Origin of the sequence: Actinoplanes sp. NBRC 103695 (assembly GCF_030269485.1) — a bacterium.
In the GTDB taxonomy this organism is placed as follows: Bacteria; Actinomycetota; Actinomycetes; order Mycobacteriales; family Micromonosporaceae; genus Actinoplanes.
The window spans coordinates 43,108-54,567 of sequence record NZ_BSTL01000004.1; the positions used below are offsets into that span (position 1 = coordinate 43,108).

The window sequence follows — 11,460 nt, forward strand, 5'->3', positions numbered from 1 at the left end:
GCATTAATTGCCTCCCAGACATCGATGAAGTCCGAAGGAGGTGGGGGCGTGCCGGCCACGATTCGTGACGTTGCGCAAGCGTCGGGCGTGCACATCTCCACGGTGTCGCGCACCTTCTCCGCGCCGCATCTGGTCAACGCGGAGACCCGGAGCCGGGTGCAGGCCTGCGCGGAGCAGCTCGGCTACCGGCCCAACCGGGCGGCCCGGGCGCTGATCACCGGGCGCACCTACAACATCGGCCTGATCGTCGCGGACATCGCGAACCCGTTCTTCCCGCCGCTGATCAAGGCCGCCGAGAGCCAGGCCCGCCGGCACGACCACCACATCTTCGTGGCCGACACCAACGAGGACGCGCTGGTCGAGGAGGACCTGGTCCGGGCGATGGCCAAGCAGGTCGACGGGGTGCTGCTGTGCAGCCCGCGGATGAGCAACAGCCTGATCGAGCAGCTCAGCCGCGAGGTGCCGCTGGTGGTGGTGAACCGGCGCATCGTCGGCCTGCCCGCTGTCGTGATGGACGTCGCGCACGGCGCCCAGGTCGCGCTGGGCCACCTGGCCGGTCTCGGGCACCGCCGGATCGCGCTGGTCACCGGCCCGCGCGGATCGTGGACCAGCCGGGAGATCCGGCGCGCCGCCCAGCACTCCGAGCGGTCCGGCCGTTTCGAGCTCACCGTCCTCGGGCCGAACCCGCCGACCGTGGAGGGCGGCCAGGCAGTCGCCGAGCTGGTCCAGCGCGCCGGGGTGACCGCCGTGCTCGCCTACAACGACCTGATGGCCATCGGCCTGATGGAGGGACTGAACGCCCTGGGCCTGCGGGTGCCCGAGGACGTGAGCGTGGCCGGCATCGACGACATCGCGCTCAGCCGGTTGACCCGCCCCAAGCTGACCACGGTGGCCAACCCCACGGCCGCCGCCGGTCGGGCCGCCGTCGACATGCTCCTCGCGCATGGCGACGACCGCCGCACCACCGCACAGGTCTCCCTGCACACCGAACTGATCATCCGGGACTCGACCGGACCGGTTTCCGCGTAACAGCTTTCCTCACCCAGGAGCGAGATTGCGATGCCGCGTGCCCGAAAACTCCTTACCGCCGTCCTGACCCTTCCGCTGCTCCTCGGCGCCACCGCCTGCGGAGGCGACGGCGACTCCGCCGGCGCCGGCGAGAAGGTCGAGCTGTCCTTCTTCTGGTGGGGCGGCCAGACCCGCGCCGACATGACCGAGAAGGCGCTGAACCTCTACACCTCGAAGCACCCCGACGTCACGTTCAAGAAGACCTGGCAGGCCAACCAGGGTTACTTCGACAAACTGGCCACGCTCACCGCGGGCGGCGACCCGCCGGACATCTTCCAGATCGACGACAACTACCTCTCCGAGTACGCCGAACGCAAGGTCACCCTGGACCTGACGCCGTACCAGTCGGACAAGCGCCTGGACACCAGCAAGTTCCCCGAGCCGCTGTGGAAGTACGGCGTGGTCGACGGGAAGCTGGCCGGCATGGCGTTCGGCGAGAACACCCAGGGCCTGGTGTACGACAAGACGCTGCTCGACAAGTTCGAGCTGCCCGCGCCGACGATGGGCATGTCCTGGGAGGACTACATCGCCTGGGCGACCACCGTGTCCAAGACCGCCAAGGTTCCCGGCACCCAGGACCCGAGCGCGGACTTCAAGGCGTTCTGGGTCTGGCTGCGGCAGAAGGACAAGGATCTCTACCACGGCAAGGAGCTGGGCTTCACCGAGGCGGACGTGACCGAGTGGTTCACGCTGTGGCAGGGCGCCCGCGCGGCCGGGGCGACGCCCACACCGGACGTGATCCACGAGGGCAACGTCACCGACATCACCAAGCAGCTCGTGGCGACCGGCAAGGCGGCCACCAGCTGGGTGTGGGTCAACCAGATGCCGGAACTGAAGAAGAACGTCAAGGGTGAGCTGGGCGTCACGGCGTACCCGGGCAAGACCGGATCGCAGTGGCCGCGCGCCTCGATGTTCTTCTCGGTCTTCCGCGGCAGCGAGCACCGGGACACCGCGGTGGACGTGCTGAACTTCCTGGCCAACGACCCGGAGGCCGGCAGGATCCTGGGCACCGAGCGTGGCCTGCCGTCCAACCTGGACATCCGTGAGCAGGTCGCGGACACCACCGACAACCCGGCGATGAAGCAGTCCATCGCGGTGCAGGACGAGATCGGCAAGACCTTCGGCGCCGCGCCGTCGGTCCCGCCTGCCGGGCACAGCGTGGTCAAGAACGAGCTGATCAAGTCGGCGGAGCAGGTGGTGTACGGCAGGCAGGACCCGGCCACCGCCGCCAAGGCCTTCGTCACCGCCGCGACCAGCGCGATCGGCAAGGGCTGACCGGTGATCACCGCTCCACCGGAACCCAGGCTCCGGCCCGGGCCCGCCACCCCTCGGCGGGCCCGGGGCCGGAGCCGGCAGAACCTCGCGGGGTACGTCTTCCTCAGCCCGTGGCTGCTCGGCCTGATGTTGATCACCGCGGTGCCGATGCTGCTCTCGCTGTATCTGAGCTTCACCGACTACGACGTGCTCTCGCCGCTGTCCGAGGTGGAGTGGGTCGGCTGGGACAACTACCGGCGGATGTTCACCGACGACCCGTCGTACTGGCACGCGGTCTCCGTGACGGTCACCTTCGCGCTGGTCGCGGTGCCGCTCAAGCTGCTCGCCGCGCTCGGCGTGGCGCTGCTGCTGAACCGCGCTTTCCGCGCCGTCGGCCTGTTCCGCGGGCTGTTCTACCTGCCGTCGCTTCTCGGCGGCAGCGTGGCGCTGGCCATCGTCTGGGTGAGCATGTTCAACCGGGACGGGGCGTTCAACTCGCTGCTCGGCTTCTTCGGCGTCGAGGGACAGCCGTGGGTCAGCGACCCGCGCTACGCCCTGGAAACCTTGATGCTGCTGGCGATCTGGCAGTTCGGCGCACCGATGGTGATCTTCCTGGCCGGGCTCAAACAGGTGCCGGCCGAGCTGTACGAGGCCGCGTCGGTGGACGGCGCCGGTCCGGCACGCCAGTTCTGGCACATCACCGTCCCGATGCTCTCCCCGGTGATCTTCTTCAACCTGGTGCTGGAGACCATCAACGGCTTCCAGGGCTTCACCGCCGCCTTCGTGCTCAGCAACGGCGAGGGCGGCCCGGTCGACTCCACCCTGATGTACACGCTGAACCTCTACATCAACGGGTTCGTCAAGCTGGACATGGGCTACGCGTCCGCGATGGCCTGGGTGTTCCTGATCGCCATCGGCCTGATCACGGCCGTGCTGTTCCGCACCGGACGGTTCTGGGTGCACTACAACGACGAGGGGAACGGCTGATGCGCCGGCTGCTCCGCGTACTCCTGCTGATCGGAATCCTGGCGGTGGTGCTCTACCCGCTCGCCTGGATGGTCGGCACGTCGTTCAAGTCGCCCGAGGAGATCGTCAACAACATCGGGCTGATCCCGGAGAAGTTCACGCCGGGCAACTTCTCGGCGGGCTGGAACAACTTCCAGCTGAGCTTCGGGCGGTTCTTCCTGAACAGCGTCCTGGTGTCGGTGGCCACCGTGCTCGGCAACGTGGTGTCCTGCCTGCTGGCCGCGTACGCCCTGGGCCGGTTGAGGTTCCGCCTGCGCGGGATGTGGTTCGCGATCATGATCGGCACCCTGCTGCTGCCCGGGCACGTGCTGATCATCCCGCAGTACATCCTGTTCAAGTCGCTGGACTGGGTCGGCGGCGACTTCCCGTACCTGCCGCTGATCGTGCCGCAGTTCCTGGCCACCGAGGCGTTCTTCGTCTTCCTGATGGTGCAGTTCATGCGCGGCATCCCGCGGGAGCTCGACGAGGCCGCCACGATCGACGGCGCCGGCCCGTACGCGATCTTCCGGCATGTGATCCTGCCCCTGAGCCGCCCGGCGCTGGTGACCACGGCGATCTTCTCGTTCATCTGGACCTGGAACGACTTCTTCCGGCAGCTCGTCTTCCTGTCCGACCTGAGCGACTACACCGTTCCGGTGGCGCTGACCCTGTTCATCGACTCGACGTCGGAAAGCGCGGTGGGACCGATGTTCGCGATGTCGCTGCTGTCCTTGATTCCGGTGTTCCTGTTCTTCGTGGCATTTCAGCGAATGCTCGTCGAAGGCATCAACACGAGCGGACTCAAAGGATGAAAGGCCACTGGCAGGACGCATTCCGGACGGCGGCCGATCTGGCGATCGCGGGCTTTCTCGTCGTCCTGGCGGCGCTGCCGATCGTCACCGCGGGCGCGGCTCTGCTGACCGCGAGCCGGGCCGTCGACCACTATCTGCGGACCGGCTCGTGGCCGGCTCCGCGGACGGTGGCCGCGGACTTCCGGGCCTCCCTGCTGCCCGGCCTCGCCGTGGTCCTGGCCGGCGGGCTGCTGCTCGCGGACGTGCTCGCACTGCGGTCCGGGCAGGTGCCCGGCGGCACGCCGATGCTGGTCGTGGTGTCGCTCGCCGGCCTGGCGGCCGCCGGGCCGGGCGGGCAGGTGCTGGTCTCGGCGGCCCGGCTCCGGCTTCTTCCGGCGGTACGCGACGCGCTGCGTACCGCCGCCTCCCACCCTGTCTGCCCCGCAGTGACCGCAAGCGTTCTCGCCGTGGCCGGCACCCTCGCCGTGCTCATCCACCCGGTGCTGATCCCGGTGCTGCTGGGCCATTCGCTCTTCGCCCTGCATGTCATTGCACGGCGATTCGGTAAGCGACCGGTAAGTGACGCCGGGCCGAACATTCAGTATGGAGGTCTCTCCCCACTTCCGCCCGGCTGACAGCGGCGTGACGATGCGGGAGTGACCGAGTCCATCATCCTGGCCCTGGTAGTCGTCACCGCTCTCGGTTTCGACTTCACCAACGGGTTCCATGACACGGCGAACGCGATGGCAACCTCCATCGCCACCAAGGCGCTGCGGCCGAAGACGGCAGCGGCATTGTCCGGCATCCTCAACCTCATCGGCGCCTTCCTCTCCGTCGAGGTGGCGCTCACCGTGACCAACGCGGTCGTCAAGATCCAGGACAAGAGCGGCGCCCCGAAGGCCGAACTCCTGGGCAACGGTGGATTCGACCTGCTCCTGATCGTGCTCGCCGGCCTGGTCGGCGGCATCGTCTGGAACCTGCTGACCTGGCTGCTCGGCCTGCCGTCCAGTTCGTCGCACGCGCTCTTCGGCGGCCTGATCGGCGCCTCCATCGCCGGCCTCGGCTGGTCCGGCGTCAACTGGAACGGCGACGGCTCCAAGCTCGACGGCGTGGTCGGCAAGGTTCTGCTACCGGCGGTGATGTCGCCGGTGATCGCCTGCGTCGTCGCGGCGGTCGGCACCTGGCTGGTCTACCGGGTCGTCACCGGGGTGGCCGCGCGCTTCACCGACAACGGCTTCCGCTGGGGCCAGATCGGCAGCGCCTCGCTGGTCTCGCTGGCCCACGGCACCAACGACGCGCAGAAGACGATGGGCGTCATCACGCTGGCCCTGATCGCCTCGGGCGACTGGACCGACACCTCAGCGGTGCCGTTCTGGGTCAAGGCGGCGTGTGCGCTGGCCATCGCGGCCGGCACCTACCTGGGCGGCTGGCGGATCATCCGCACCCTCGGCAAGGGCCTCGTCGAGATCGCGCCGCCGCAGGGCATGGCGGCCGAGGCGTCCTCGGCCGCGGTCATCCTGGCCTCCAGCCACCTCGGCTTCGCGCTGTCCACCACGCACGTCGCGACCGGCTCCATCCTGGGCAGCGGCGTCGGCAAGCCCGGCGCGCAGGTCCGCTGGAAGGTGGCCGGCCGGATGATCGCGGCCTGGCTGATCACCCTGCCCGCCGCGGCGATCGTCGGCGCCGTCATGTGGTGGCTCGGGCACCTGATCGGCGGCCTGGCCGGCGCCCTGGTGGTCTTCGTCGTGCTGCTCGCGCTCGCCGGCTTCATGTTCCTGCGGTCGCGCCGCACCCCGGTCGACCACAACAACGTCAACGACGAGTGGGACGCCGACCAGGCGGCCACCCGCGAGCGCGTCCCCGAAGGAGTCTGAGCATGCACAACGTCGGACTGGCCCTCGACGGCGCCTGGAAGGTGCTGGCCGCCGGGCTGGTGCTCGGCGCCGGCCTGCCCCTGCTGTTCGCGCTCGGTATCAGGTCGCTGGCCTGGGGCGCGGGCGGCGACGCCGAGGTGCACGACAGCGGCACCGCCGGACCCGCGGCGAACCCGGCCGGCACCGTGCTGGGCTGGCTGTTGTTCGTGATCGTGCTGGCCCTGGTGGTGCTCGGCATCGTCTTCATCGTGGCGTCCGGCTTCGGCAAGGCGCTCAGCTTCGAGCACATATACCCGACCCTCATCGACAAGTGATCAGGAGCCTCCGGTGACCGAACCCCGTTCCAGCTTCGTCGTCCGGGCCGTCGACTGGCTCCGGCAGGGCTACCCGACCGGTGTCCCACGTCAGGACTACGTCGTGCTGCTCGGCCTGCTCCAGCGCAAACTGACCGAGGACGAGGTCCGCACGATCGCCCAGGACCTGGCGGACAACGCGATCCTCAACGACGCGCCGGTGACCACCGACGACATCGAACAGATGATCAGCGAGTCGGTGCTCAAGCCGGCCAGCCCCGAGGACGTGGCCCGGGTCTCCGGCCACCTCGCCGCCGGCGGCTGGCCCTTGGCCGACCCGCCGCTCGACTGACGACCACGCGAGGTCCGGCTGGGCGGCGACCTCCCCGCACGGGGAGGTCGCCGCCCAGCGCCGTTCCGCCGCCTCACGGCGGGCCTCGGCGATCACCCGGGCGCCGATCGGCACGATCAGGCACGATCAGGCCGCACTCCTCGACGTCGTCCAGGGCGGAGCGCAGGGGAACTCGAGGTGCGGGTCTGGCATATACCGATGATCGGTATATGATGCCTGCCATGCATCCGGAACTCGAGGGACGTTACCGCCGCCTGCTGGCCGCATATCCGGTCGCGTACCGCCGGGAGTACGAGGAGGAGATGGTGGGAGTGCTGATGGCCGGCGCCGAGCCGGGCAGCCGCCGCCCGGGCCTGCGCGAGCGGGCCGACCTGCTGGGCGGGGCGATCCGGGTGCGCCTGCGCGACCGGCCGAGCCTGCGCGGCTCGCTGCGGGACGACGACTGGCGGCGGGCGCTGCGCGCGATCCAGATCTTCGGCGCGATCGCCCTGCTGGGCGGCTTCGTGCGTCGTGTCATGCTGATCGTCCTGCCCGGCGGGCCCGGCCTGGACGAGGCGATCGGGACGCCGTTCTGGTTCCTGCACCCCGCGGCCTGGCTGGTCGTCACGGTCGCCGCGCTGATCGGCCTGCGCCGGGTCACCGCCGTCGCCGCGCCGGCCGCCGCCGCCCTCGAGGTCGTCACGGTCGGTTCCCGGTACGAGTCGTCGCCCAGCCAGATGCTGTTGTCGGCGTGGCTGGTGATCGGCGTTCTGGTGGTCGCCGCGGCGTCGGTGGCGCTGGTGCCGGGCGGACCGGCACGGAGGCCGCGGGGCCTGGCGCTGTTCGCCACCGCCGTGGCGATGCTGGTCGCGGGCTACATCCTCGACGGGCGCGTCGACCAGGGCTCCTTCATCGGCGGTTTCGAGTACGGCGTGAACATGGACGGCCAGTTCATCTTCCGCTGGGCGGTGCTGCTCTACCTCCCGGCCGCGGTGCTGCTCCTCATGGCCTGGTGGATGCAGGGCGGGCCGGTGCGCCGCCGGATGGTCGCGCTGGCCATGCCGGTGGTCGCGATGGCGGTCCTGGTGTCCGAGGGCTTCGCCGGCTACATGTTCTCCAGCCAGCAGTTCAACTCGCCGATCTACCTGGCGGGCGTCCAGTGGACGATCCTGGCGCTGACCCCGCTGCTGGCGTTCGCCCTCGCCGCGGTGGCGCTGAACCGCTACGAGCGGATCTCCTACCTGGTCCGGGCGGGTCTGGCGGCGGAAACCACTCGCTAGTTCCGTCGAGGAGCCGCGTGGCATGATGTCGCGTCGGCTCTTCAGGGGGATCAGGTGCTGCAGCCCGGAATGCGACTGAGTGGGCGTTACCGGCTCGACGGCCACGTCGGCGCCGGTGGCATGGGCGAGGTCTGGCGGGCGACCGACGAGGTGCTGGGCCGGACGGTCGCGGTGAAGGCGATGCTGCCCGAGGTGGCCGCCCAGGCCGGCTTCGCCCGCCGGTTCGTGGCCGAGGCGCAGGCGATGGCCGGGGTCCGCCACCCCGGTGTGGCCAACATCCACGACTACGGCCAGGACGCCGGCGTGACCTTCCTGGTCATGGAGTTCATCGACGGCGAGTCGCTGGCGCAGGCGGTGACCCGGGCCGGCCGGATCGCGCCGCCGGAGGCGATGCGGATGGTCGCCCAGGCCGCCGAGGCGCTCCAGGCCGTGCACGACGCGGGCATCGTGCACCGGGACGTGAAGCCGGCCAACCTGCTGGTCCGGCGCAACGGCGACGTGGTGCTCACCGACTTCGGCATCTCCCGGGCCGGGGACAGCACCGGGCTGACGGTGTCCGGCGCGGTGCTCGGCACGCCGACCTACCTCTCGCCCGAGCAGGTGATGGGCCAGCCGGCCACGCCGCTCTCGGACCTGTACGCGCTGGGTGTCGCGGCGTACGAGATGCTGGCCGGCCGCCGCCCGTTCATGGGCGACAACGCGTACGCCGTGGCCCTGCAACGGGTCCAGGCGCCGCCCCCGCCGCTCCCCGGCGACGTGCCCCCGGCCGTGGCGGCCGTGGTCGGCCGGGCGCTGGCGGTCGATCCGGGGCAGCGCTGGCCGTCCGCGTCGACCATGGCCGAGGCGGCCCGATCGTCCGCGGCCGGCGCACAGAAACAAGCGGTCGTCCCGGCCGCGCCTTCGCCGAGCGCGCACACGCCCTGGCCCGGCTCCTTCACCGCAGCGCCGAAGAAGCGACCCTGGCCGCTGATCGTCGCGGTGAGCGTGGCAGTGATCGCCGTCCTGATCGCCGGGGTCGCCGTCTGGCAGCTGAAAGATCCCGGTGACAGCCCGGCCACCGGCCCGGCGGCCGCTGCCGGACCGCGGGTGCCCGCCCACTTCGTCAAGTGCGACCAGGGCTGGTGCCCGTCCGAGGAGATGTGCTGGGGAGGCCTGGTGGGGCTGAGTGGCCGGGCCGAGATGCCGAGGCGGGCGCAGTGCACCCAGGAGCACTACTGGGAGACGTTCCTTGCGATCGACCCGCCGCCCGGCGCGCTGGACGGCAACCAGACCGACTTGATCAAGACCAGTCCCGTGGTCGGGAAGGCCTGCACCCGCGCCGCCATGGAGGCCCGGGCGAAGGACCGGAGCCAGGTCAAGGGCTGGGAGGTCAGCGCCTGGCCGATGCAGTTCACCGGCACCACCGACACGCTCGTGCACTGCATCGCCAACTCGGGCCGGGGCGAGGTCAAGGCCTCCGTGTTCGGGATCTCCTAGAGTCATGCGCATGGGCGTACTCCTGGAGACCGAGCGGCTCCGCCTGCGCGAGTTCGAGGCCGGCGACGTTGCCGCGCTGGTCGACCTGGACAGCGACCCGGAGGTGATGTTCCACCTCAACGGCGGCCGCGCCACCGGCGAGCGGGAGATCGAGGACGACGTCCTGCCGTACATGCTGTCCTGGTACTCGCGGCCGGGCGGCTTCGGCTACTGGGCGGTCGAGGAGCGGGCCACCGGAGCGTTCGTCGGCTGGTTCCATCTGCGGCCGGGGCGCAGGCGTGCGGCCTCGGACGGCGCCGAGATCGGCTACCGGTTCCGGCGCGACGTCTGGGGCAAGGGGTACGCCACCGAGGGCACCCGCGCGTTGATCGCGAAGGCCTTCACCGACCTGGGCGTGAAGCGGGTCTTCGCCGAGACGATGGCCGTGCACACCGCGTCCCGCCGGGTGATGGAGAAGGCGGGTCTCCGCTACCTGCGTACCTTTCACGCGGATTGGCCGGACAAGATTCCGGGTGACGAACTGGGCGACGTCGAATATGCGCTGACCCTGGACGAATGGCGGAATGCGATCTGACAGATGTCACAGTGAACGCGAAACGCGCTCACTTTTCACCTGACATTTGTGACTGTGGAAGCCCCCCGTACGGCTGCGAACCTCATTGGCGAAGCCATCGCGAACGGGGGAAACCGTGTATCAATTCGCTTCCGTGGTCCGGTGGGGTCGCAAGACCGCCGACCGCGCCCCGGCGTTGACCGAATGCCCCTCGATCCCCTTACCCGTCCCGGTCGTGCCGGTGAGAGCCGCCGCGGCCGGGGCTGGTGAAGCCGCTTTCCTGATCCTGCTCGACGGCCTCGCCGCCGCCGCGATCGCCTTCGTGACCGGCGCCGTCGCGCCGTACGCGATGGTCCTCGCCCTCGCGGTGGCCGGCCTGTACCGCTCCCGGATGACCCACTCCGTCCTCGACGATCTGCCCCGCATCCTGACCTCCGCCGTCGTCCTGGTCGCCGCCGGCGCGCTGCTGAACCTCTCGCCCGGCCCGCTGGTCTGGGGCCCGGCCCTGTTCGCCGCCGTGGTGGCCGCCCGCGTCCTCGGCTACCGCCTGATCCGCCTGCGTCGCCGGCGCCGGCCGGGCCGCGCCGCGATCGTCGTCGGCAGCGGCGACTTCGCCGTCCGGGTGGCCGACGCGCTGCGGGACGACCGCGCGTACGGCATCTCCCCGGTCGGCTTCGTCGGCCCGCCGGCCCTGACCCAGCCCACCCTGCCGGTGCTCGCCCCGGCCGCCGACCTGGAACGCGCGGTCGCCCGGTACAAGCCGCTGCACCTGATCGTCGCGTTCCCGGCGATCCCCGACGCCGACCTGGTGCAGACGTTGCGCCGCTGCCGCCGCTACGGGGTGACCGTGCACGTCGTGCCCCGGCTGTTCGAGCTGGCCGTCGGGTGTGGACGGACCGAGTACGTCCGCGGCATCCCGCTCGCCCGGCTGCGCCCGGAGCCGGCCCAGATGCGGAGCTGGGCGATCAAGCGGCTGATCGACGTGGTCGGCGCGCTGGCCGGCCTGGTGCTGCTGGCGCCGGTCTTCCTGCTCTGCGCGCTGGCCACCCTCTGGGAGTCCGGGAAGCACGGCGTGCTGTTCCGCCAGGAACGGGTCGGCCGCGACGGCAAGCTCTTCACGATCTTCAAGTTCCGCTCGCTGACCCCGGCGTCCGACCTGGAGTCGCAGGTCAAGTGGAACATCAACCACGACATGCGGCTCGGCCCGGTGGGCAAGGTGCTGCGGTTCAGCTCGCTGGACGAACTGCCCCAGCTGGTCAACGTGCTGCGCGGCGACATGTCGCTGGTCGGCCCGCGGCCGGAGCGGCAGTTCTTCGTCGACCAGTTCCGGCGCACCTACACCGGGTACGCCGACCGGCATCGCGTGCCGACCGGCATCACCGGCTGGGCGCAGATCCACGGGCTGCGCGGCGACACCTCGATCGAGGAGCGGGTCCGGTTCGACAACCACTACATCGAGCACTGGTCGGTGGGCCTCGACATCAAGATCATTATGCGTACGGTCGGCTCGATGCTCAGCATCCACAGGGTCTGAT

Annotated in this window: 12 protein-coding genes; all 12 read left to right on the top strand. The window is 70.3% G+C overall.

Features of this window, described 5'->3' with window-relative positions; all coding sequences use genetic code 11:
- Positions 1-48 precede the first annotated feature (48 nt).
- The 12 genes from QSK31_RS07105 to QSK31_RS07160 all read left to right on the top strand — a co-directional run bounded on the left by QSK31_RS07105 (position 49) and on the right by QSK31_RS07160 (position 11,459).
- On the top strand, positions 49-1,029 hold the full coding sequence (locus QSK31_RS07105; protein ID WP_285682105.1) for a LacI family DNA-binding transcriptional regulator: 981 nt from the start codon (positions 49-51) through the stop codon (positions 1,027-1,029).
- A 30-nt stretch (positions 1,030-1,059) separates the two neighbouring features.
- Positions 1,060-2,343 (top strand): ABC transporter substrate-binding protein, encoded by a 1,284-nt coding sequence (locus tag QSK31_RS07110; protein WP_285682107.1) that lies wholly within the window; start codon positions 1,060-1,062, stop codon positions 2,341-2,343.
- A gap of 3 nt (positions 2,344-2,346) precedes the next feature.
- Positions 2,347-3,309 carry a carbohydrate ABC transporter permease gene (locus QSK31_RS07115; protein WP_285682109.1) on the top strand — a complete coding sequence of 321 codons (963 nt, stop codon included), beginning with the start codon at positions 2,347-2,349 and terminating at the stop codon, positions 3,307-3,309.
- The gene (locus QSK31_RS07120; protein ID WP_285682110.1) at positions 3,309-4,139 is read left to right on the top strand and encodes a carbohydrate ABC transporter permease; all 831 of its coding nucleotides are present in this window, start codon (positions 3,309-3,311) and stop codon (positions 4,137-4,139) included. Before QSK31_RS07115 ends, QSK31_RS07120 begins: the two co-directional genes overlap by 1 nt.
- On the top strand, positions 4,136-4,753 hold the full coding sequence (locus QSK31_RS07125) for a hypothetical protein (protein ID WP_285682112.1): 618 nt from the start codon (positions 4,136-4,138) through the stop codon (positions 4,751-4,753). Before QSK31_RS07120 ends, QSK31_RS07125 begins: the two co-directional genes overlap by 4 nt.
- Positions 4,754-4,774: 21 nt before the next feature.
- A complete protein-coding gene (locus QSK31_RS07130) occupies positions 4,775-5,992 on the top strand; it encodes an inorganic phosphate transporter (protein WP_285682113.1) in 1,218 nt (405 codons plus the stop codon).
- A gap of 2 nt (positions 5,993-5,994) precedes the next feature.
- Positions 5,995-6,306 carry a hypothetical protein gene (locus QSK31_RS07135; protein WP_285682115.1) on the top strand — a complete coding sequence of 104 codons (312 nt, stop codon included), beginning with the start codon at positions 5,995-5,997 and terminating at the stop codon, positions 6,304-6,306.
- Positions 6,307-6,319: 13 nt separating this feature from the next.
- A complete protein-coding gene (locus QSK31_RS07140) occupies positions 6,320-6,637 on the top strand; it encodes a DUF3349 domain-containing protein (RefSeq protein ID WP_285682116.1) in 318 nt (105 codons plus the stop codon).
- Between the two features lie 221 nt (positions 6,638-6,858).
- On the top strand, positions 6,859-7,896 hold the full coding sequence (locus QSK31_RS07145) for a hypothetical protein (RefSeq protein ID WP_285682118.1): 1,038 nt from the start codon (positions 6,859-6,861) through the stop codon (positions 7,894-7,896).
- A 54-nt stretch (positions 7,897-7,950) separates the two neighbouring features.
- Complete coding sequence (locus QSK31_RS07150; protein WP_285682119.1) at positions 7,951-9,372, top strand: serine/threonine-protein kinase; 1,422 nt, start codon at positions 7,951-7,953, stop codon at positions 9,370-9,372.
- 10 nt (positions 9,373-9,382) lie between these two features.
- Entirely contained in the window at positions 9,383-9,946 is a 564-nt protein-coding gene (locus QSK31_RS07155) for a GNAT family N-acetyltransferase (RefSeq protein WP_285682120.1), read from the top strand.
- A gap of 220 nt (positions 9,947-10,166) precedes the next feature.
- Positions 10,167-11,459 (top strand): sugar transferase, encoded by a 1,293-nt coding sequence (locus QSK31_RS07160; RefSeq protein WP_285682122.1) that lies wholly within the window; start codon positions 10,167-10,169, stop codon positions 11,457-11,459.
- Position 11,460: the final 1 nt, after the last annotated feature.

What these genes read in the sequence shown, in the direction of transcription:
- QSK31_RS07110 (WP_285682107.1), top strand. Translation starts at nt 1,060, where the DNA reads ATGCCGCGTGCCCGAAAACTCCTTACCGCCGTCCTGACCCTTCCGCTG.
- QSK31_RS07120 (WP_285682110.1), top strand. Translation starts at nt 3,309, where the DNA reads ATGCGCCGGCTGCTCCGCGTACTCCTGCTGATCGGAATCCTGGCGGTG.
- QSK31_RS07125 (WP_285682112.1), top strand. Translation starts at nt 4,136, where the DNA reads ATGAAAGGCCACTGGCAGGACGCATTCCGGACGGCGGCCGATCTGGCG.
- QSK31_RS07135 (WP_285682115.1), top strand. Translation starts at nt 5,995, where the DNA reads ATGCACAACGTCGGACTGGCCCTCGACGGCGCCTGGAAGGTGCTGGCC.
- QSK31_RS07145 (WP_285682118.1), top strand. Translation starts at nt 6,859, where the DNA reads ATGCATCCGGAACTCGAGGGACGTTACCGCCGCCTGCTGGCCGCATAT.
- QSK31_RS07155 (WP_285682120.1), top strand. Translation starts at nt 9,383, where the DNA reads ATGGGCGTACTCCTGGAGACCGAGCGGCTCCGCCTGCGCGAGTTCGAG.